Annotated in this window: 19 protein-coding genes and 1 rRNA gene; 7 read left to right on the top strand and 13 right to left on the bottom strand. The window is 33.7% G+C overall.

What is annotated here, in order from left to right; all coding sequences use genetic code 11:
* From ACWA1F_RS16000 to ACWA1F_RS15990, 3 genes are all read right to left on the bottom strand, one after another.
* Nucleotides 1-87: ribosomal RNA gene (locus ACWA1F_RS16000) — 16S ribosomal RNA — on the bottom strand; the annotation flags it as partial.
* 706 nt (nt 88-793) lie between these two features.
* Nucleotides 794-2029 (bottom strand): ABC transporter permease, encoded by a 1236-nt coding sequence (locus ACWA1F_RS15995; protein ID WP_456894974.1) that lies wholly within the window; start codon nt 2027-2029, stop codon nt 794-796.
* Nucleotides 2030-2129: 100 nt separating this feature from the next.
* A complete protein-coding gene (locus tag ACWA1F_RS15990; RefSeq protein WP_125717666.1) occupies nt 2130-2624 on the bottom strand; it encodes a YkgJ family cysteine cluster protein in 495 nt (164 codons plus the stop codon).
* A gap of 72 nt (nt 2625-2696) precedes the next feature.
* On the opposite strand from ACWA1F_RS15990, the gene ACWA1F_RS15985 reads away from it, so the two are divergent.
* A complete protein-coding gene (locus tag ACWA1F_RS15985) occupies nt 2697-3416 on the top strand; it encodes a class I SAM-dependent methyltransferase (RefSeq protein ID WP_456894972.1) in 720 nt (239 codons plus the stop codon).
* A 4-nt stretch (nt 3417-3420) separates the two neighbouring features.
* On the top strand, nt 3421-3966 hold the full coding sequence (locus tag ACWA1F_RS15980; protein WP_456894970.1) for a YfiT family bacillithiol transferase: 546 nt from the start codon (nt 3421-3423) through the stop codon (nt 3964-3966).
* Nucleotides 3967-4042: 76 nt separating this feature from the next.
* Here the strand turns inward: ACWA1F_RS15980 and ACWA1F_RS15975 are convergent, their stop codons facing one another.
* The 8 genes from ACWA1F_RS15975 to ACWA1F_RS15940 all read right to left on the bottom strand — a co-directional run bounded on the left by ACWA1F_RS15975 (nt 4043) and on the right by ACWA1F_RS15940 (nt 10514).
* A complete protein-coding gene (locus ACWA1F_RS15975; protein ID WP_456894968.1) occupies nt 4043-4675 on the bottom strand; it encodes a 7-carboxy-7-deazaguanine synthase QueE in 633 nt (210 codons plus the stop codon).
* Nucleotides 4676-4775: 100 nt separating this feature from the next.
* Nucleotides 4776-6443, bottom strand: coding sequence for a tetratricopeptide repeat protein (locus ACWA1F_RS15970; protein ID WP_456894966.1), 1668 nt, complete (start codon nt 6441-6443; stop codon nt 4776-4778).
* 16 nt (nt 6444-6459) lie between these two features.
* Nucleotides 6460-7383, bottom strand: a complete 924-nt coding sequence (locus ACWA1F_RS15965) for a PstS family phosphate ABC transporter substrate-binding protein (protein ID WP_456894964.1) — start codon at nt 7381-7383, stop codon at nt 6460-6462.
* A 2-nt stretch (nt 7384-7385) separates the two neighbouring features.
* Nucleotides 7386-7616 carry a hypothetical protein gene (locus ACWA1F_RS15960; RefSeq protein WP_125717677.1) on the bottom strand — a complete coding sequence of 77 codons (231 nt, stop codon included), beginning with the start codon at nt 7614-7616 and terminating at the stop codon, nt 7386-7388.
* Entirely contained in the window at nt 7616-8416 is an 801-nt protein-coding gene (locus ACWA1F_RS15955) for an energy transducer TonB (protein ID WP_456894961.1), read from the bottom strand. The genes ACWA1F_RS15960 and ACWA1F_RS15955 overlap by 1 nt, the downstream gene beginning before the upstream one ends.
* A gap of 39 nt (nt 8417-8455) precedes the next feature.
* Nucleotides 8456-9013 carry an ExbD/TolR family protein gene (locus ACWA1F_RS15950; RefSeq protein WP_456894959.1) on the bottom strand — a complete coding sequence of 186 codons (558 nt, stop codon included), beginning with the start codon at nt 9011-9013 and terminating at the stop codon, nt 8456-8458.
* A 19-nt stretch (nt 9014-9032) separates the two neighbouring features.
* The gene (locus ACWA1F_RS15945) at nt 9033-9644 is read right to left on the bottom strand and encodes an ExbD/TolR family protein (RefSeq protein ID WP_456894957.1); all 612 of its coding nucleotides are present in this window, start codon (nt 9642-9644) and stop codon (nt 9033-9035) included.
* A 45-nt stretch (nt 9645-9689) separates the two neighbouring features.
* The gene (locus ACWA1F_RS15940) at nt 9690-10514 is read right to left on the bottom strand and encodes a MotA/TolQ/ExbB proton channel family protein (RefSeq protein WP_008464979.1); all 825 of its coding nucleotides are present in this window, start codon (nt 10512-10514) and stop codon (nt 9690-9692) included.
* Nucleotides 10515-10895: 381 nt separating this feature from the next.
* Between ACWA1F_RS15940 and ACWA1F_RS15935 the strand changes: the two genes are divergently transcribed.
* On the top strand, nt 10896-12413 hold the full coding sequence (locus ACWA1F_RS15935; RefSeq protein ID WP_456894955.1) for a helicase HerA-like domain-containing protein: 1518 nt from the start codon (nt 10896-10898) through the stop codon (nt 12411-12413).
* A 153-nt stretch (nt 12414-12566) separates the two neighbouring features.
* Here ACWA1F_RS15935 and ACWA1F_RS15930 read toward each other — a convergent pair whose 3' ends face one another.
* A complete protein-coding gene (locus ACWA1F_RS15930) occupies nt 12567-13910 on the bottom strand; it encodes an FAD-dependent oxidoreductase (protein ID WP_456894953.1) in 1344 nt (447 codons plus the stop codon).
* A 210-nt stretch (nt 13911-14120) separates the two neighbouring features.
* Here ACWA1F_RS15930 and ACWA1F_RS15925 point away from each other — a divergent pair, with 210 nt between their 5' ends.
* On the top strand, nt 14121-14714 hold the full coding sequence (locus tag ACWA1F_RS15925) for a GNAT family N-acetyltransferase (protein ID WP_456894951.1): 594 nt from the start codon (nt 14121-14123) through the stop codon (nt 14712-14714).
* 43 nt (nt 14715-14757) lie between these two features.
* Here the strand turns inward: ACWA1F_RS15925 and ACWA1F_RS15920 are convergent, their stop codons facing one another.
* Nucleotides 14758-16206 carry a DUF1214 domain-containing protein gene (locus ACWA1F_RS15920; RefSeq protein WP_456894949.1) on the bottom strand — a complete coding sequence of 483 codons (1449 nt, stop codon included), beginning with the start codon at nt 16204-16206 and terminating at the stop codon, nt 14758-14760.
* A gap of 199 nt (nt 16207-16405) precedes the next feature.
* Here ACWA1F_RS15920 and ACWA1F_RS15915 point away from each other — a divergent pair, with 199 nt between their 5' ends.
* From ACWA1F_RS15915 to ACWA1F_RS15905, 3 genes are all read left to right on the top strand, one after another.
* Nucleotides 16406-17200: a helix-turn-helix domain-containing protein gene (locus tag ACWA1F_RS15915; RefSeq protein WP_456894947.1), complete on the top strand. Its 795-nt coding sequence runs from the start codon at nt 16406-16408 to the stop codon at nt 17198-17200.
* A 51-nt stretch (nt 17201-17251) separates the two neighbouring features.
* Nucleotides 17252-18790, top strand: coding sequence for a serine hydrolase (locus tag ACWA1F_RS15910; RefSeq protein WP_456894945.1), 1539 nt, complete (start codon nt 17252-17254; stop codon nt 18788-18790).
* A 353-nt stretch (nt 18791-19143) separates the two neighbouring features.
* Nucleotides 19144-20580 carry a serine hydrolase gene (locus ACWA1F_RS15905; protein WP_456894943.1) on the top strand — a complete coding sequence of 479 codons (1437 nt, stop codon included), beginning with the start codon at nt 19144-19146 and terminating at the stop codon, nt 20578-20580.
* Nucleotides 20581-20620 lie beyond the last annotated feature (40 nt).

The following is a 20620-nucleotide window of genomic DNA, read 5'->3' as shown; positions in this document are numbered from 1 at the left end:
TAGCACCGAAGTGCTATACCCCTCGACTTGCATGTGTTAAGCCTGCCGCTAGCGTTCATCCTGAGCCAGGATCAAACTCTTCATCGTATATTTTAATATTATATAGTCGACGCTTTCCTATCGGTTCTTTTTCGAATCTTCCGACTCTACTGCTCTTATTCTTTTTGTCCTCATCTTTCGATTCGGACGGCTGTCAATTCAATATGTCTACGAACGTAATTTCTTTTTGTCTTGGCTTGTGTTTCAAAGCGGGTGCAAAAGTAGAACCTTTTTCCGCTTATGCAAGCTTTTTTATTGAGTTTTTTTACTCTTTTTTAAATCTTTTTTATAACTCACTGATAACACAATATTTACATTTTAAACTTTTTTAGATTTACGTAAGATTTTTCCTTGAACGATTATCATTTTAGCAATTCCACCTTTTTCTCTTTTCCGTTTTTATATGGAGATTTTAATGTTTAGACGTCTTTTCTATTCCAGATAAAGCTAGAGTTTCCTCTGAAAACAGTTCCCCTAGCCCTGATTGGAGCGGCATCCTTTTGCTTTTTTCTTTAAAAAGCAAAAGATACAGCGAAAAGCAGGTATCAGCTCCTTATTAATAGTAAAATTCCAAATTCCAAACCTGAAAGGCTTCGCTGTGCTCAGCAAGCCAGGACAGTTCTTCTATGCGTGGCGTGAGACGCACTGCGGTGTGCCTCTACAGAAAATTGGAATCTATACATATTGTATGTAAAAAATAAACCCGACAGACTTTAGAAGTACTGTCGGGTTGTGGATATGATTTCACTTTTAATTAATCGAAGCGAATTGCTTTTACTGGGGAAATTTTGGTTATTAAATAGGACGGAATTAATAACACTAAGAAACAAACACCAATAGTAAGCAGATTTAACAGGAGTATATAAATCCAATTTAGATAAACGGGCGCTTGATTGACATAATAGTTTTCTGGATTGAGCTGAATAACCCCAAATTGCTGTTGGATTAGTAAAATTGAAATTCCTATCAAATTTCCCCAAAATAATCCGCGCAGGATTAGGTAAAAAGCATTATACAAAAATATTTTTCGAACTGACCAGTTATTTGCTCCCATCGATTTTAAAATTCCAATCATTTGGGTTCTTTCCAAAATAAGAACTAAGAGCGCCACGACCATATTAATTGTGGCAACTAGAATCATAACGGCTAAAATGATCACTATATTAAAATCAAATAGCTGAAGCCAATCAAAAATGTAGCTGTATTTTTCTACTATGGTTTCTGTATCTAAATTAGAGGATGTTTTTTCGTAAACTTTATTGCCTACTTCTTTAATGGTGCTAAAATCTTTTACAAAAATCTCAAATGCTCCAACTTGGTCTTCTCTCCACTTATTGATTCTTTGAATGTGTCGAATATCACCAATAATATATGTAGCATCAAAATCTCTGAATCCTGAATTGAATATGGCCGCTATTTTAAATCGACGAATATTAGGAAGCTTGCCTTGTTCTTCTTTTATAAAAAAAGTATTGAATTGATCTCCGACTTTCAAATTTAAACGGTCTGCAAGGAATTTTGAAATAATAACTTCTTCGTTTAATGCTTTTGAGAAATCTGGGAGTTTCCCTTGTACAATATATTCTTTAATATTATTCCAATCGTAATCTGCTCCTACACCTTTAAATATAATTCCTTCAAAAGCATTTTCGGTTCTAATTATTCCCGCTTTACTGGCTACGGCCTGAATATGGCTTACCTCTGGAACTGATTTGAAATTAGGATAGAAATCTTGTCTCTTCGAAATGGGAACTGTAGTAACTTCTGAATTGTTGTTATCATAATTCGAAATTATTATCTGACCATTGAATGCCGAAACTTTGTCACGAATTTTTTTCTGCAAGCCTATACCCGTTGCCACAGAAACAATCATCATAATTATTCCGATTGCGATTGCAGAAATGGCAATTTTTATAATAGGCGCAGAAATACTGCTTTTGTAATCTTTTGCAGTAATAAGTCTTTTGGCTATGAAATATTCTAAATTCAAATTATGAGTTTTCTTTTGAGTTGTTTAATTATTCCTTTCTCAAAAATACATCTTAAAAAAGGAAATCAGGATATTCTTAGAAACAATTACCAGTTTTGTTTTATAATGGCAGTTTCTTTTTCATTTCTTCCACTATATTAAATGCTGCCGGACAAATTTCGACGTTTTTCAACGTTAGGTTTGAAATCTGATAGAACTTATTTCGATCTGTATGCGGAAATTCTCGACAGGCTTTTGGACGAACATCATAAATCATACAGTAGTTTTCATTATCCAAAAACGTGCAGGGAACACTTTTCAAAACATAATCTTTGTCTTCGTCAATACGCAAATACTGATCGATGAATTGTTGTGGCTTTTGTCTAAAGTGTTTTGAGATTCGTTCAATATCAGCCAAAGTAAACAGCGGGCCAGTTGTTTTACAGCAATTGGCACATTTCAAACAGTCTGTTCTTTTAAATTCTGCATCGTGCAAATCTTGCATAATGTAATCTAAATTCTTTGGCTGTTTCTTTTTAAGCTTATCGAAATACTTTTTATTTTCGTTATGCTTATCTTTGGCTAACTTACTTAAGTTATTTAAAATCTGTTTCAAGTTTAAAATTTAAAGTTGATCTGCAAAATTAAACAACTTTGAACTTGAAACCCTAAACTTTGAACTAAAACAATGAAAGATCTTTTTGGGAAAGCGATATTTGATTTTTACACCAAAAATTCGCCTGAAGATATTATTACTGAAACTTCTATTTCTGAAGAAGATGAAATGAGTGTTGAATATCTTTTCCGCACTTATAATGAAATGCCTAAAATTGAACAAAAGGCTTTACAGTTGGCAAATGGAAAAATATTAGATGTAGGATGCGGAGCCGGAAGTCATGCTTTGTCTCTTCAAAATGAACGTAACTTAGAAGTAACCGCTATCGATATTTCAGAAAAAGCAATTGAAACTTGTCGCCTTCGCGGAATAAAAAATGTAAAAGTTCAAAATATCTTAGATTTTGAAGGAGAAAAATTCGATACCATTTTACTTCTAATGAACGGAACTGGGATTTTTGGCCAGCTAAAAAACTGCAATACCTATTTAACGAAATTAAAATCGCTTTTAAATCCTGGTGGGCAAATTCTGATTGACAGTTCTGACATTATTTATATGTTTGATGAAGATGAAGACGGAGGAAAATGGATTCCGTCTGAAAATGATTATTATGGGGAACTTGTTTTTAACATTAGCTATAAAGGAGAAAAAGAAGAGCCTTTTGATTGGTTGTATTTGGATTATAATACGCTTCAAAATGCGGCAATTGCCAATGGTTTAAATTGCGAACTTATTCTTGAAGGCGAACATTATGATTATTTAGCCAGACTTTCCATTAAAAACAAACCATAAAACCATGAAAGAACTAGATTTAGAGAAATTAAAATATCCTATCGGGAAATTTATTACTCCTGAAAATTATTCCACGGAATATCTTGCTGAAAAAATTAAGGAAATTGAAACGCTTCCAGAAAAATTAGAAAAAGAAACGATTCATTTAACTGACGAACAATTGGACACGCCTTATCGCCCTAATGGCTGGACGGTACGACAAGTTATTCATCATTGCGCCGAAAGTCATATGAATTGTTACATTAGAATTAAATGGGCATTAACAGAAAACAATCCTGTCATTAAAGCTTATGACGAAGTTCTTTGGTCTGAATTAAATGATAATTTGACAATGCCAATTCAGCCAACGCTTGAATTATTGAAAGGACTTCATTTCAGATTAGGGTATATCATGAGAAATTTATCTGAATCTGATTTGGAAAAAACGTTTATACATCCTTCAGACAATTCTGAAAACAAGCTCAAAAAAATTATAGGAATGTATGCTTGGCACGGAAATCATCATCTGGCTCATATTACCAGCTTGAAAAAATATAAAAACTGGAAATAATCGATTGTTTACTTTTTACACAAGTTGTATATTTATATAAAACAAAAAATCTCTTCACTTGAAGAGATTTTTTGTTTTATGGAATATTGAGATATTTATGTGTCTGTAATGAAACTCTCCATTTTGGATTATTCATAACATAATCTACAATAAGTGGCGTCATTTCTTCTTTTTTACTCCATTCTGGCTGAAGAAATAAAATTGCATTATCATTTACTAATTCTGCCTGCTCTTCTGCAAAAATAAAATCGTGTCTATTGTAAATAATCACTTTTAATTCATGCGCATTATCATATACGGTTTGTGTCGGTAGTTTGTTCTTTTTTGGCGAAAGGCAAATCCAATCCCACGTTCCTGACAATGGAAAAGCGCCAGAAGTTTCGATATGAACTTTTAAATTCTTTTCTTTTAATCGGTTTGTTAGAATCGTCATATCCCAAGACAAAGGTTCTCCTCCTGTTACAACAACTGTATCAGCGTATTTTGCTGCATTTTCAACAATTAAATCTACACTTGTCGGCGGATGAAGTTCTGCATTCCAGCTTTCTTTTACATCACACCAATGACATCCTACATCACATCCACCAATTCTAATAAAATAAGCAGCTCTTCCTGTATGTGAACCTTCTCCTTGAATGGTATAGAATTCTTCCATCAAAGGAAGCATAGCTCCTTTATTTACTTCTAATTGTATTTCTTTTGGTAACATTTTAATATTTTAAGAGTGCAAAGATAGTCAATAATATACGGAACAAAAAAACCGATAGTTTTTTGGACTATCGGTTTTCTATTATTTTTAAAAATCTAAATTATTTTAAAGATTTTACAGATTGTGTAGCGTATGAATTTGCTGGATCTAAAACTAATGTTTTATTGAAATATTCAACAGCTTTAGCTTTATCAGTATTAGCATATGCCGCACCGATTGCATTGTAAGCTTCTACAACTTTCTTAACAGTTGCAGGTTTTGCCATTTCTTCTGCACCTTTTGCAGTAGTCTTAGCTACATATTCCTCATAGTTTTTGATAATCATATCATCTTTATCCAATGCACTGCTAAGTCTTCCTTTGTATAAGTAAGCCTCATCGTAAGATGGAGAAGCTTCTAAAACTTTGTCAAAAGTAGCTATTGCATTTTCTAAAGCAGCTTTATCACGGCTTTCTGCAGGTTTACCAGCATTACCATAGTAAACAGAGATTCCGTAGTAAACAGCGTCGTCTAAGTAATTTTTAGATTCTTTGTTACCTGCACCAAGTTCAAAGATAGCCGCTGCTTGAGTATATTGTTTTTTACCAAATAATGCTTTTCCAAAGTCTGCAAATTCTTCAACTACTAAAGGCTCTAATTCAACCGCTTTTTTGATATCTGCTAAACCAGCATCAAAAGCTGCTTGATCTACTGTACCATCAGCTGCAGTTCCTTTTTTAATTTTAGATAATCCTAAGTAGTAGTAATCTCTACCAATAACTTTATTTCCTGGAGATTTGATATAATCTTCGATAGATTTAATTGCTACGTCAACATTTCCATTTTCGTAAGCAGCATATCCTAAATATCTGTAAATTCTAGGATTTACTTTATCCTGAGCAATCATTTTGTTTGCAACGGTTTCTAATTGTTTGTAATCTTTAACCAAGATTAAGAAATCTGCATGACGCATTTTAGAATCAAGAGAGTAATCTGTCAAACTTAAGTACTTCTCATAGTTTGTAATTGCATTTTGCAAGTTAACTTTAGATGTAGAAGGTTTGTTTCTTGCCCATTTGTAATAAGTTTCAGCAAGCTCTCTGTAAACTGGTCCGTAGTTAGCGTCTAAAGCGATAACTTCATTGAAAGATTTAATAGCTTCGTCATAAGATTTAGCACCTTTTAACAAAACACCTAATTGCATTTTTGCTCTTAACAAAGTATTGTCAGCTGTAAAAGCATCACGGTAAGCTTTGTATGCATCATTTTGGTTGTTTGATCCATAATAAGCATCACCAATAGCCAAAAGTGCTTGAGCATTTTGAGGATCTACTAGTAAAGCACGTTTTAAAACATCAACAGCGCTTTTATAATCTGGATTCTCAGAATTCATGTAAGCTCTAGCGATATAAATAAATTCATTTACATCTTTTTTTCTCATGTCTTTTGTAGCCAAAGCAAAATTAGCTTGAGCTGCAGCAGTATTTTTAGCATCAAGATCCAATTGTCCTAAACCAATATAGTTTAAGTTTTTCTTGTCTGAAGCTTGTAATCCATTATTATAATAGATTTTAGCTGAATCAACAACAGATTGATTTAAATAAACATTCCCTAAAACAAAATTTGCTTCCCCATCAGAAGGTTTCGCTTTGATGATTGATTTAAGAAGCGTTTTTGCTTTGTCAAATTGTTCAGCATCTATTGCCTTCTTTGCTTGGTTGATATCTTGCGCTTGTGCCGCGGTAGCCGAGGCAACTAATGCAAGACTAAAAATTTTAAATTTATTCATCTTTATTGTAATTAATTTATTCTTTATCTCTTAAAATTTCACTTCTAATTTTCAGTTTACGACCTGGAGTCTTGAATGGCAGTAATCCTGATTTTAAAACTATGCGCTGTCCGATATCGCCGGCAATAAATGAAGAAAAGCCCATTCCAAGCCCTGAATACCCCTGACAGTTAATAATAAACAAATCACGTGCCAAAGGATATTTCCCTTCTCCTAAGTCATTTTGTGTCGGACTATAATAACCACCGCCATTTAATCCCTGCACACTTAAAACGTTTATATTCTTGATCGTTTCTGTCATATCAGGAGTTGGTTGATACAGCCAGTTGACACCAATAATACCAATCATTCCATCATTTTCAGAAACAAATTTTATTACTTCATTATTTGTTTTAAAAGAAAAAACTCCATTTTTAGGAATTTCATTAACCTTTGCTAACTCTTTCATGTAACGTACTGTACTTGAATTCGGATTATCAAAAACAAGTCCTTTAATTTTAGCATCTGCTTTGCCCTGCATAAAATCGATTACACTTTTCAACGCAATTAATGTATCATTATTGCTTTTGTTAGAAATAAATGCAATAGCATCATGAGCAAAAGGTGTTACCCTTGGATTAATCTTACTTTTATCGAAACGAGATCTTTCTTCTTTAGTCAAATCTCGCGTTGTAATTGCAACTTTAGCTTTTTGATTTAATAAATCATTAATTACTTCAGCTTCAGATTTTGGTTTTACTATAATTTTTGCATCATAGTAAGTGCCTTCAAAAACAGCAACCTGATCGTCTACAATTTGCTTTACTGTTTCGTCAACCGCAACATCAAGTGATCCTTTCAAAATGGTCTCTTTTTCAGTTTCACTTTTGCTTTTTTGGTTGCACATAGCAAACAAAAAGACAAAAACAACCAAACCTAAAGCCTTACTATATTTCAACATAATTATTGATCTTTTGCATTAATTAATCTTAAAAATCTTATTGCAGAATATACAATCAGTAATCCACCAAAAGCATATCTGTATTTTGGCTCCATGTTAAGCGGAAGTTTTTCCCAAAACATAATCATTAAACCGAGTACAAGATATATTAAAAAAAACAGTATTCCTAAAACAAGAAGAAATCGCTCTTTGAGCGATTTCTTCTGAATATTATTAAGCATATCTTTTAACATTATTCTGCAGATTGAATAGTAATAGGAAGAGAGTATAATACCCTAACTTTTTTACCATTTTGCTCGCCGGGAGTCCATTTTGGACATTTTTTAAGAACACGAATTGCTTCTGCTCCTGTACCATAACCGATATCTCTTAAAACTTTAATATCTGTTAATGACCCGTCTTTTTCAACTACAAACGTAACGTAAACTTTACCTTTTAAACCTTCTTCTTCTGGAGTTTTGTAGTTGTTTCCTACGAATTTGTAGAATTTCTCAATACCTCCTGGGAAATCTGGTTTTACTTCGATACCAGCTGTGTTGTATACAGTGTTATCTTCTTGAATTACTTCTTGAACTGGTCCTTTACCAACTGGCTCATCAACAGTTAAAACTGCATCTGGATCTCCTTTGATAGTTTCAGCTCCAACTTTTTTGTCTTTTAAATCAACAATTTTTGGTGGATCCTCAGTTACTTCTTCCGCTTTTGCAACCACAGGTTTAACGAATTTAACCTGATCCACTTTTGGTGGTGGTGGTGGTGGTGGCGGTTGATTTGGTTTAATTTCCTCTTTTTTCGGAGGTAATTTTACCGTAGCCATCTTAACCTCTTTAACCTCTTCCTCGTCTGTAGACTCTGGTAACAGATTCGCTATAAGAGGAGCAGCAATTGCAGCACTAAAGATAAGAGAACCAATAACAAGTGCTTTCACAGTTGTTTTTCTGTTTGATTTTCTCAGCTCGTATGCTCCATATATCTTATTACGTCCTTCGAATACGATATCAAGCCACTGATTTTTTATAATATCTAATTTCATACTTCTTGATTTTTAAGTCGATAAAATCTAAGATTGCTCTTATTTTTTATCTATCACTTTTGTTTCTTCTGGTGTAAACTCAGGAACAATCGCATATGTTTCAACTCCAGTGATAGCCATTTCGTCCAAGATGTCAACCAAATTACGGTAATTTGATTTTTTCGTTGGTTTAATGATCACAATGATTCCGTTTTTAGGTTTCCCTAAAGCTGTAGAATAAGCTAAAACATTTTTCTTTTGTTTTAACAATTCTCTACGGATACCATCTTTACCATACGCAATGTCTTTTGGCCCCACTTTTGGTGATGCCAATAACCCCATATAGTAAACCATTTTATTATTCTCACCCAACATTACTGTCATGGTACGGTTCTCGTCTACCTTGGTATTATCGACTGGTTTATCATCTGGCTCTTTATTAGGCAATGACAAATCCATGGATTGAGGTTTTGACAACGAAGTAGTTAACATAAAGAATGTGATCAATAAGAATGCCAAATCCACCATCGCCGTTAAATCGACTTTCGAATTCTGCTTTTTACTTCTTACTTTGCCACCTTTACCACCACCGCCGTCGCCGGTATTTAATTCAGCCATTTTAGTGTATTTTTTTTAATTAAAAGTCTTTCCCTCTTGTACCTGTAACTAAGTTAAAGGAATTGATTTTCTGATCTTGCAAAATATCCATAATCTTTTTGATTTTTGGATATTGCTCTTTAGCATCACCTTTAATTGCAATCTGCAATTCTTTGTCATCAAGGTCAATTGTAGCTCTTCTAGAAATTAGAAGCCAATCTTTTAATTGATTATCTAACGAATCCAAAGGTATTCCAGGTTGGTTAGCTTTGGTTCTGTCAGCCGCTTTCATATCAATGATTTGCTTTAAACCTGTAATTGGCACACCAAAGTCATCCATCAATGCAAATTTGGTTTTATCTTCTTCTGAAAATTCAATACCATATTTTGCACCCATACCTTCAAGAGTTCTTTTACGAACTTCTCTTCCTTTGATGTCAAAAAATACTTTCCCTTTTCCTACTGTAATAATAGCCAAATCAGTATCTGGCAATTTAGTTATAGCAACAGAAGCAGGCATATCTACAGGCAATGCCTCAGGCACTTTAGCAGTAGCGGTCAAAATAAAGAACGTTAGCAAAAGGAACGCTACATCACACATCGCAGTCATATCTGTCGATGTCGACTTCTTTTTCATTTTTATTTTAGCCATTATCTTTTTATTTTATTTTTTTGATACTTAAATATCAAAAATTAATTATTGTCTTAAACTTCCTCTGAATTTTCTGTAAGTATTCACGATTGTAGTACCAGCCTCATCGATAGAGTAAGTTAAATCGTCAATTTTAGCAGTAAAGAAGTTGTAAGAAACAATTGCTAAGATAGAAGTAGAGATACCTGTAGCAGTGTTGATAAGTGCCTCAGAGATACCTGTTGCAAGAGCAGCTTGGTCAGGAGTACCAGCAGAAGCTAACGCACCAAACGCTTTAATCATACCAGATACAGTTCCTAATAATCCTCCTAATGTACCTAAAGATACTAAAGTAGAGATAATAGTCATGTTTTTCTCTAACATTGGCATTTCTAATGAAGTTGCCTCTTCAATTTCTTTGTGGATTACTTCTGAAGCTTCTTCGCTGTTGAATCCTTCTTTTTTAACATCTTGGTATTTTACCAAAGCAGATTTAATTGCGTTTGCAACTGAACCTTGTTGTTTGTCACATGAAGCGATAGCAGCTTCGATGTTTCCTTCTTTAATACTACCTTGAACGCTTTTCATGAATTTGTCAAGGTTAGTTTTTCCTGCAGCTTTACCGATAACAATAAATCTTTCGATAGAAAAAACAACAACCATTAAAAACATACCTAATAATACAGGTACGATGAAACCTCCTTTATAAACTTGTCCTAATGTATTGATTGGATGTCCAGTTTCTGGATTACCCCCTTCGAAGTTCGCAGAGTCCCCCATGATTACTTTCCAAATAAACACCCCTACTAAGATACACGCAACAATAATGATTCCAGTAATCATTCCTCCCCCATTTGAAGTGCTTTCTTTTTTAACTTTAACGTTTGCCATTTTTTTTAATTTTAATAGTTTTAAATAATTTTTATTTTTTAGTTATATTTAACTTGTAGAGGAGCAAATTTATATGTTTAGTTTAAATAAAAAAACTTTTTTTAATTTAATTGACCGAAATTTAACTTCAAATTAAAAAATATCTCATTAATTTGTTGATGCCATTTTTTAGATAAAACAAAAAAAAGGACGATAATTAGAAAAATTACAACGTTTTAGTAAATATTCAAAGATTCCATTGATATCTTCTTAAAAAGCTGCGAATTTTTTTTTTATTAAATTTTCAATCAAAAAAAGCTTTTTCTTACTAAAAAAAACCACATAAAAAGCACCCAAAAACAAAGCAATACTCATATAACAATCTAAATTACAAATAAAAACATGAATAAAAAAGAGAATTTTATTGCAGATATAAATACAGGGTATTCTTCCAAGGGAGACAGCATCATACTTGGAGGCGCAATGCTTGACGGTGAGCCAGTTGCGGAGGCGCATGTCAAAATTCCGCTAAAAACTTTAAACCGTCACGGATTGATTGCTGGTGCGACCGGAACAGGAAAAACTAAAACAATCCAGGTATTTTCTGAACAGCTTTCTAATGCTGGGATTCCTGTATTAATGATGGATATTAAAGGTGATTTTAGTGGTATCGCCAAAGAAGGTAAAGAAGAGGCTTTTATTACAGAGCGCCATGCTAAAATCAACGTACCTTATAATGTAGCCGCATTTCCTGTTGAATTAATGTCTCTGTCTAAACAGAATGGTGTGCGCCTGCGTGCTACGGTTTCTGAGTTTGGACCTGTTTTGTTTTCAAGAATTTTAGATTTGAATGACACACAGGCTGGAGTCGTAGCGGTGATCTTCAAATATTGCGATGATAAGCAAATGCCTTTATTGGATTTGAAAGACATTAAAAAAGTAATCAATTATATTACTGAGGAAGGCAAAGATGAAATTTCGGCTACTTACGGAAAAATTTCTACTGCTACTACAGGAACAATTCTTAGAAAAATTATTGAATTGGAACAGCAGGGTGGTGATTTGTTTTTTGGCGAACTTTCTTTTGAAACGGATGATTTAATGCGAATTGATGAAAACGGAAAAGGTTATGTTAATATCATCCGCTTGACGGATATTCAGGATAAACCCAAATTGTTCTCGACTTTTATGCTAAGTCTTTTGGCTGAGATTTACCAAAAAATGCCCGAAAAGGGAGATGCAGGCCAGCCTGAATTGGTAATCTTTATTGACGAGGCGCATTTAATTTTTAATGAAGCCAGCAAAGCGCTTCTGGAGCAAATTGAAACGATCGTAAAATTAATCCGTTCTAAAGGCGTGGGACTTTATTTTGTTACGCAAAACCCGATGGATGTACCGAGCGGGGTTTTGGCTCAATTGGGATTAAAGATTCAGCATGCGCTGAGGGCTTTTACTGCAAATGATCGTCAGGCGATTAAAAAAACAGCCGACAACTACCCTACTTCTCCTTATTATAAGACTGATGAATTGTTGACGAGTCTGGGAATTGGAGAAGCTTTGGTTACGGCTCTTAACGAAAAAGGGATTCCAACTCCTCTTGTTGCTACGATGATGCGTGCGCCAATGAGCAGAATGGATATTTTATCTGCCGACGAAATTGACGAAATAAACATTAAGTCGAAACTAGTTAAAAAATACGCAGAAGAAATTGACCGCGAAAGCGCTTATGAAATCCTAACTAAAAAGATTGAAGAAGCTTCACAAGCCGCTGCTCAACAAGAAGAACAAGCTCCTGCAAAAACATCGAAATCAGGACCGAGCACTACAGAAGTAGTTACCAAATCTGTATTAAAAGTAGTTACCAGCGCTACCTTTATAAGAGGAGTTTTTGGCGTTTTAACTAAAATATTTAAAAAGTAAGCTTTAAACCATATAAGCTATATAAGTTTATTTAAAAACTTTTGACAACAAAAACCCGACAGGTTTCTAAAACGTGTCGGGCTTACTATTTTATACTTTTAAAGTCTTTTATTTTAAAAAAAAACTTATATCGCTTATATGGTTCAAAAAAAATTACGCTTTCTCCAACAATGCGAGGATTTTGTTTTCGACTTCTGGACCGTCCCAAATGTTTTCGATATTTTCCATTCGAAGAATTTCTTCCATAATTCCGTTTTGATAATCGCCAATTGCTAAAGCTTCTGCATACGGGCGATCGCTGAAAGTAACTCGGCTGTAAAGCGGAATCCATTTGTCTGGATGTTTGTCTGAAAAGACTTTTTCTATTTTCTTTTGCAGCAAGAATTTTTCGTCTGCTGTTTTGGTACTCATTTCTAAGAAATTTCGATAAGAAAGCTCTGCAATTGCATCTGCATTTGGCTTTCTAGAAATTTGATATTCTGCAAATATTTTCTTCCAATCGTCTTGGTACTTTTCAATCATTTCGCTCAAAACGGTAATATCTTCAAAACCAGCATTCATACCTTGTCCGTAAAAAGGAACTATGGCGTGACAAGCGTCTCCGATCAAAGCAATTTTATCTTCGTAAGTCCACGGAAAGCATTTCATGGTAACCAGAGTACTTGTTGGGTTTTTAAAGAAATCATTGGCCAATTCTGGAATCACTTCAATCGAATCTGGAAAGTTTTTCTCAAAAAAGTCTTCGACCATTTTACGGTCGGTTAATGACTCAAATGAATTTTCTCCTTCAAAAGGCATAAATAAAGTACAGGTAAAACTTCCGTCGAGATTAGGAAGCGCGATTAACATGTACTCGCCTCTCGGCCAAATATGAAATGAGTTTTTATCTAATTTATGTGTTCCGTCTGGGTTTGCCGGTATGTTCAATTCTTTATATCCCATATTAAGGAATTCCTGAGAGTAATTGAACATACTTTGGCGCTGCATTCTGTGGCGGATTCTAGAAAAAGCTCCATCGGCACCAAAAACCATATCAAATTTTCTTTCTTCCCACTCGCCTCTTTCGCTTTCTCCAATATGAAGTGTGGCATCGCTCAAAGTAACATCCCAAACTTTCTGTTCAAAATGAAATTCAGCTCCTGCTTCTTCTGCAAGATCGATCATTCTTCTATTTAGTTTTCCTCTTGAGATAGAATATATCGATTCGCCTTCTTGTCCGTAATTCTGAAAATTCAATTTATCGACCAAATGAATGGCGCGTTTATCCATCGGAATTGCGATTTCTCGAACCGAATCTCCTACACCAACTGCATCCAAAGCTTTCCAACCGCGGTTGGACATTGCTAAATTAATAGAACGTCCAGAAAAATTTATTTTTCTAATATCGGGACTGCGGTCGTATACATGAACTGTATGGCCTGCTTTTTTAAGATAAATTGCTAGAAGCGACCCTACAAGTCCAGAACCAACAACAGCAATTTTTAATGAAGTTTGCATCGAGGAAAATTCTAATATTGGGTCGTAAAAATAACTAATAAATAGATAAGCCTTCAGATAAATAAACAAATTCTTTACAAATAGAGATGATAAAGACCATTTATTATCCCAGTCATTTTAAAAATATAACAAATTGTTATTTTTATTAATTTATTTAGAAAAATCAAACAATTAATTTCGCTTCAGATTACATTATTAAATACAAAAATTATGAATAGCGAAATTCTACAATCGGACATTATTTTAGAAAATGAGAAAGTCCTTTTAATTCCTTTCGAAAGTGAAAGAAATACAGAACTTAAAGAAATCATTTTTGATGATGAAGTGTGGAAATATATGGGAATGTATGTTCGAAACCATCAAGACTTTGAAAACTATATAAAAAGTACATTAAAGCAAAAAGCAGATGGAATTTGTTATCCGTTTTTAATAATTGATAAAGCTACAAACAAAGTGGCTGGAAGCACTCGTTATGGCTATTTAAACCACGCAAGCCAGAAATGCGAAATTGGATGGACTTGGTACGGAAAAGCGTTTCAGGGAACGGGTTTAAACAAAGCCTGCAAATTTGAATTGCTGAATTTTGGTTTTAAACAGATTCAATTTAGAAGAATACAATTTAGTGCCGATCTTGAAAATATGCGTTCGCAAAAAGCTATTGCCAAATTGGGCGCTGTAAAAGAGGGGATCTTTAGAAATAACTACGTAGATTCTGAAGGGAAAAGTAAAAATGATGTTTATTTTAGTATAATCTTCGAAGAATGGGAGAAAACGAAAAAAGAGTATTTTTCGGAGTTTATTTAAGAAATAAAAATAGCCCAGTTTTGAAACTGGGCTATTTTCTGTATTAATTTACTTTTTCTACATCATTCAATTTCCAAGACTGATCGTATAAAGCTTTTGTAGGACCATAGAATCTTGCGAGTAATTCGAAATCGCCTTTTGGATCTGTTGGAATCCAATTGCTTTCTCCTTCAGCTGGCGGTTTAGGGCCGAAATATAAGGTTACGGTTCCATCTGTATTCTTTTTGAGTCCAGGTGTTTGAGAAGAACGACCCGCCCATTTCTTATCTCTAATAAAAGTATGAGTTTCTCTATTGTATACGGTAATTGACCAATATTGTTTTACTGGAACATTGGCTGGAACGATTACTTTATAGTTAGAATTTCCTTTTAAGAAATTGCCTTCTTTGTCTTTTAAAGCCAAAAGATAGTATTGCGATTCTCCAATATGTTTGGCACTGAAAAAAGCCATCATATAACAAACTCCTCTATTATCAACAGGATAAATTCCTGGAGTTACATACGATTTCATTACACTCAACTTATACTCGTCACTTGCAGGGAAAAACCAATTTGTTCCAGCATAAAATGGTTTTGTATTTTCGTAAATCGACAATAAATATTCTCTCGCATCTTTTGAAGCAGAATTAAATATCTCTTTAATTCTTGCATCTGGAGCAAATGTTTTTCCGCGCTCGATTCCGATTGTTTTTAAGGCATCGATCATTGCTCTGTCTCTTTCTAAAAATGGTTCTTCTTGAACAATATCGTTAAGCGCTTGATAAAAATTATCGTTATACGGAATAGCCGAATTGAATTCTGCCTTACTTGCGTCTATGAATACGGTTTGTGGCGAACTTGACGCTTGAGCATAAGGGTAGAGTTTAATTCTTTTTCCATAATCTACGGCTGCTTTTACATCTGCAGGGCTTCCGCTTTTAAGCACCGAACGTAAAAGCGCATATCCGCGATAGGTATCAGATTGCATAACAAAGTATCCTGATGGAATTTTACTTTTATCATAACCTGGCGGCAGAATAATATATTTACCACCTTTTCCTTTATCCATTCCGCCTGGCCCCACGTCTTCAATTGCCGCCTGCCAGCAGTTCATTACGCTTCCATTAAAAGTTCCGTTGTCTGCAGGAGGAATTTCTAAAACCACTGGCCCTTTTTCTGTATTAAAAAAAGGCATCAGATAAATTACATCTGGATTTGGCGTTAGTGTCTGATTTTTCCAGTTTAATAATTCTGGCCACAGCAAAACTTGGTTGTAAGAACCATTAATCTTTTCCATCTCTTTGTACATGAGTTCAAAATTCACGGCTGGCATTCCCCAAATTGCAGCTTGTACAGCACGATTGTACTGTATTTTTTCCTTAATATTTTCTGCATGAAATTCTGTTTTCTGAGAAGATTCAGTATTTTGTCCCGAATTGCTTTCTACTGTGTTTTCTTTTTTGCAAGCTGTTACGAAGAACAGCAATGCTATGGAAACCATTATTTTTTTCATAACATTAGTTTAAATTTGAATGAGACATAAAATTCCAATCAAATTTAAATTTAGCAAACGTAGAATTGCTATTCTCTAACTTCAAAGATGTTTCAAATTATAAAATGAAACCTATTTTTCATTCGTCTTCATTTTTACCGCATAATTTTTTTTAACCTAAATTTGAAATCGAATTGGCAAATCAATCTTAAACTCACAAATGCAATTATATTCAGAACATTACGTCAGTGCAAAATCCGAAAGATTTGTCAATAAGATCTGGTGCTTGGATAACAGCATCGGCGAAAGCGTGATTGAAAATAAATTGGTTCTGCCAAACGGCTGTTTTAATCTTGCTATTATAGACGGTAATTTTATTGAAGTTCATACGAGTAAAAGCAAATATGAGATGAACAGCGGAATCTATTTTTGTTCGCAAATGACGAATAAAGTTTTGGTCAATATTCAGCCAAGAACGAAAGTAACAATAATCCAACTTCATGCTTGGACGCTTTCTATGTTTCCGAAATATGATTTGAGCAATTTTATCGACTCGATTATTAAAATTAATGTTGCAGAATTGCCGTTTCAAATTGAAATTCAATCAGAAATCGAGACATTTTTGAATACCATTAATGCTTATTTTGAAGCTTTAGCCGATTCCAACTCCAATCAAAATGTGATTGAAAGAATCTGCGAAATCATCAGACTCAGAGAAGATGAAATTTCGGTTTCTGAAATTGGAAAATTATTAAATTCTTCGCAACGACTTCTTCAAATAAAATTTAAAGCTTCAACCGGACTTACCATCAAAAAATACATTCAGATTTTAAAGTTCAGAAAATCGATCGATCAAATGCTGAATACCGATTTAGAAAAAATGAGCCTTACGGAAATTGCTCTTTATAATAAATACTTCGATCAATCGCATTTTATCAGAAAATTTAAGGATGTGACGAAAACCACTCCTAAGATGTTCGATCCAGATTCGTATTTTCTTTCGCAAAAAAGATAAAATTTCGCTTTTGTACAATTTTGGTGCTTCTGATTGAACTACTATTGCAAAATGAATCATCATCAATCAATCATCAAAATGAAAATCATCAATCACATTCCCTTTCAATTAAAAATCATTTTAGTTGGATTTTTACTTTTTCAGATACAAACCGTTTTTTCTCAAGAAGAAAAAAGTTCAAAACTGTATAAAACCATTATGTCAAAGGACAGTCTTCTTTTCGATATTGGATTTAATACCTGCGACGTTAAACAATTCGAAAATTTATATACTGAAGATTTTGAGTTCTACCATGACAAAGACAGTATTTCTGATAAAGCTCGATTTCTAAAAACTTTCAAAAGCGGCATTTGTTCTCCATCCAGAAAATATAATTATCGCAGAGAATTAATCGACGGGAGCACTGAAATTTATCCTTTGTATAAAAACGGCATTTTATACGGCGCAATACAAATGGGAACACATCGTTTTTACGAAAGTTCAGCGGGAAATGCAGAACAAGCAGGAAGTTTTGCCAAATTCACCCATCTTTGGCTCCTAAAAAATAAAGATTGGAAATTGGCACGGTCGCTAAGTTACAATCATCAAATGACTAGTTCTACTGCAGGCATATCTGCTCTTTTTGACAATGATCAGGAAACTGAAAAATGGCTCAAAGAGAATAATATTCCTGCTTTGGGAATTGGGATTATTTCAGATGGAAAACTAAAACAAATTAAGACTTTTGGCAATCTTAAAAGAGATTTCGCTGCGTCTTATAATACGATTTGGAACGTCGCTTCTTTGACAAAACCAATAACTGCAATAATTGCTTTGAAATTAGTTTCTCAAGGAAAATGGAATTTAGACGAATCACTTGATAAATATTGGATCGATCCGGATATTAAAAACAACCCAGACCATAAATTATTAACCACTAGAATTATTCTGAGCCACCAAACGGGTTTTCCGAATTGGAGGTCTTTTAACGAATCTAAAAAACTGGATTTTAAGTTCAAGCCAGGAACTCAATATCAGTATTCTGGGGAAGGTTTTGAATATTTGAGAAGAGCTTTGGAAAAAAAATTCCATAAAACTTTAGATCAATTAGCCTCAGAATTGGTTTTTGAACCACTGAAAATGACTGATTCGCAATTAATCTGGAATGATAAAATCGATCTTTCGAGATATGCCGTAAACTATGATAAAAACGGAAATGCTTACGAACCCACCAAAAACAAAACTGTAAATGCCGCAGACGACTTATTGACTACGATTGGAGATTATGGTATTTTTTTGTCTAGCGTAATGAATAGTGAAGGTTTAAGTAAAAAAGTTTTTGACGATATGATCTCACATCAGGTTCAGACCAAAAAGAATAAATATTTTGGTTTAGGCTTTGAAATTTATGATCTAGGAAATGAAAACTATGCTCTTTCGCACGGTGGCGCAGACCAAGGTGTTCAGACTATTTTTATTTTACTTCCAAAAACCAAACAAGGTTTAATCATTTTTACAAATATAGATGATGGGTATAAAATTTATGAAACTATTGTTGTTCATTATCTTGGGCAAAACGGCAGAAAAATAGTTGATATCGAAACAAAATAATTTCCATTTCAATCAGATATTAACCTTAATCTGAATTATATGCTAAAATTATTTATCCTTCTGTTATTACTTATAAGCAAAATTCTAACTGCTTAAACTTTTGAAAATATTTGTTAGTTATGAGCATAGGCCAATTTTAAAGCGGTCTGTGCTCTGCTTTTTTATATTTTAAAAAAAATGAAAGAATCTTGAAACTAAATTGCAAAACAGTCGTCTAAGATTTTAGGACATAAATATATTTCATTAAAAAATCGTGATCAAGATTTAAAAAACGGAATATCTTTCTGCTAGCAAGTTTCAATCATCAATCAAAAACAAATCATTCATTAATCTTAAACCATAACCCGTTTACTATGAAAAAATCAATCAAACTTATAGCGTTTTTTGTAGCTTTTCAACTTTCGGCATTCAGCGTTTTTGCTCAAGATAAAGCGCAAAAAATTGAACAGCTTTTAAACAAATACAGCGAATACGGACAATTTAACGGTTCTGCTTTGGTAGCCGAAAATGGAAAAGTAATTTTTAAAAAAGGTTTGGGCTCTGCAAATATGGAATGGAATATTCCGAACCAGCCTGATACCAAGTTTAGATTGGGTTCTATCAGCAAACAGTTTACGGCACTTTTAATTGTAAAACTGGCCGAAGAAGAAAAAATAAAATTAGATGTTCCTATCACAACTTACCTTTCAGATTATCCAAAAGAAAATGGCGACAAAATTACGATTCACCAATTATTGACGCATTCTTCTGGAATTCCAAATTATACTGATGCTCCGGGATTCTTTAAAGACAAAGCTCGAAATCCGTACACTCCCGAAGCGTTTGTCAAAACATTTTCAAGTCTGCCTTTGGAATTTACGCCTGGAGAAAAATTCAGCTATAGCAATTCAGGATACTTTTTGCTTGGCTATATTATCGAAAAAATTACGGGCAAAACCTACGAACAATATTTACAGGAAATTATTTTCACGCCTCTAAAAATGGTGAATTCTGGTTATGATCACAGCGATGTAATTTTAAAAAACAGAGCTGCTGGTTATGAAAGAAAAGGAAAATTGATTAGCAATGCGCCTTACGTTGATATGAGTATTCCGTATGCTGCGGGATCTTTATACTCAACTGTGGAAGATTTATACCTTTGGGATCAGGCTTTGTACACAAACAAGCTTCTTTCGGCAAAATCGATGGAATCATTATTTCAACCTTACATCAAAGCTGGGGACGGATCTTATGGTTACGGTTGGTTTATAGAAGATGATGTAAATGGAAAAACTGTTGGGCACGGTGGCGGAATCAATGGTTTTAACACTATTATTTCGAGAAATTTTAAACACAAAAATCTTATCGTTCTATTAAATAATACAGGAGGTACTGTTTTAGGCGAAATGACAGATGCAATTAGCAATATACTTAACAATAAACCTTTTGAGCAGCCAAAAAGATCACTGGCGTACGAACTATTCGAAACCTTTTCTATCAAAGGTTTTAAAGCTGGAATAGAATCTTATAACAAACTAAAAAACGATCCAACTTACAACATTAAAGAAAACGACATGAATCGTGTTGGCTATCAATTATTGCAAGATGGAAAAAAGAAAGAAGCTATTGAAATTTTTAAAATCAATGTAGAAACTTTCCCTAAATCTGGGAATGTTTATGATAGTTTGGGCGAAGCTTATTTGGCAGATGGAGATAAAAAACTAGCAATTGCTAATTATAAAAAATCTGTTGAACTGGATCCGACAAACGAAAATGGTAAAAAAGTTTTAGACGAGCTTTCTAAAAAATAAAAGCAGAATATTTAAAAAATTGGACTCCAATAAAGTAGAT

The sequence above is a fragment of the Flavobacterium erigeronis genome, assembly GCF_054075165.1.
This window is presented reverse-complemented; position numbering and strand designations above follow the sequence as displayed.

Bases quoted from the DNA above. Each gene is read 5' to 3' on its own strand.
- ACWA1F_RS15920 (WP_456894949.1), bottom strand. From the start codon at position 16,206: ATGAAAAAAATAATGGTTTCCATAGCATTGCTGTTCTTCGTAACAGCT.
- ACWA1F_RS15910 (WP_456894945.1), top strand. From the start codon at position 17,252: ATGAATCATCATCAATCAATCATCAAAATGAAAATCATCAATCACATT.
- ACWA1F_RS15960 (WP_125717677.1), bottom strand. From the start codon at position 7,616: ATGTTAAAAGATATGCTTAATAATATTCAGAAGAAATCGCTCAAAGAG.
- ACWA1F_RS15930 (WP_456894953.1), bottom strand. From the start codon at position 13,910: ATGCAAACTTCATTAAAAATTGCTGTTGTTGGTTCTGGACTTGTAGGG.
- ACWA1F_RS15975 (WP_456894968.1), bottom strand. From the start codon at position 4,675: ATGTTACCAAAAGAAATACAATTAGAAGTAAATAAAGGAGCTATGCTT.
- ACWA1F_RS15925 (WP_456894951.1), top strand. From the start codon at position 14,121: ATGAATAGCGAAATTCTACAATCGGACATTATTTTAGAAAATGAGAAA.
- ACWA1F_RS15915 (WP_456894947.1), top strand. From the start codon at position 16,406: ATGCAATTATATTCAGAACATTACGTCAGTGCAAAATCCGAAAGATTT.
- ACWA1F_RS15945 (WP_456894957.1), bottom strand. From the start codon at position 9,644: ATGGCTAAAATAAAAATGAAAAAGAAGTCGACATCGACAGATATGACT.
- ACWA1F_RS15905 (WP_456894943.1), top strand. From the start codon at position 19,144: ATGAAAAAATCAATCAAACTTATAGCGTTTTTTGTAGCTTTTCAACTT.
- ACWA1F_RS15980 (WP_456894970.1), top strand. From the start codon at position 3,421: ATGAAAGAACTAGATTTAGAGAAATTAAAATATCCTATCGGGAAATTT.
- ACWA1F_RS15955 (WP_456894961.1), bottom strand. From the start codon at position 8,416: ATGAAATTAGATATTATAAAAAATCAGTGGCTTGATATCGTATTCGAA.
- ACWA1F_RS15985 (WP_456894972.1), top strand. From the start codon at position 2,697: ATGAAAGATCTTTTTGGGAAAGCGATATTTGATTTTTACACCAAAAAT.
- ACWA1F_RS15965 (WP_456894964.1), bottom strand. From the start codon at position 7,383: ATGTTGAAATATAGTAAGGCTTTAGGTTTGGTTGTTTTTGTCTTTTTG.
- ACWA1F_RS15950 (WP_456894959.1), bottom strand. From the start codon at position 9,013: ATGGCTGAATTAAATACCGGCGACGGCGGTGGTGGTAAAGGTGGCAAA.
- ACWA1F_RS15935 (WP_456894955.1), top strand. From the start codon at position 10,896: ATGAATAAAAAAGAGAATTTTATTGCAGATATAAATACAGGGTATTCT.
- ACWA1F_RS15970 (WP_456894966.1), bottom strand. From the start codon at position 6,443: ATGAATAAATTTAAAATTTTTAGTCTTGCATTAGTTGCCTCGGCTACC.
- ACWA1F_RS15940 (WP_008464979.1), bottom strand. From the start codon at position 10,514: ATGGCAAACGTTAAAGTTAAAAAAGAAAGCACTTCAAATGGGGGAGGA.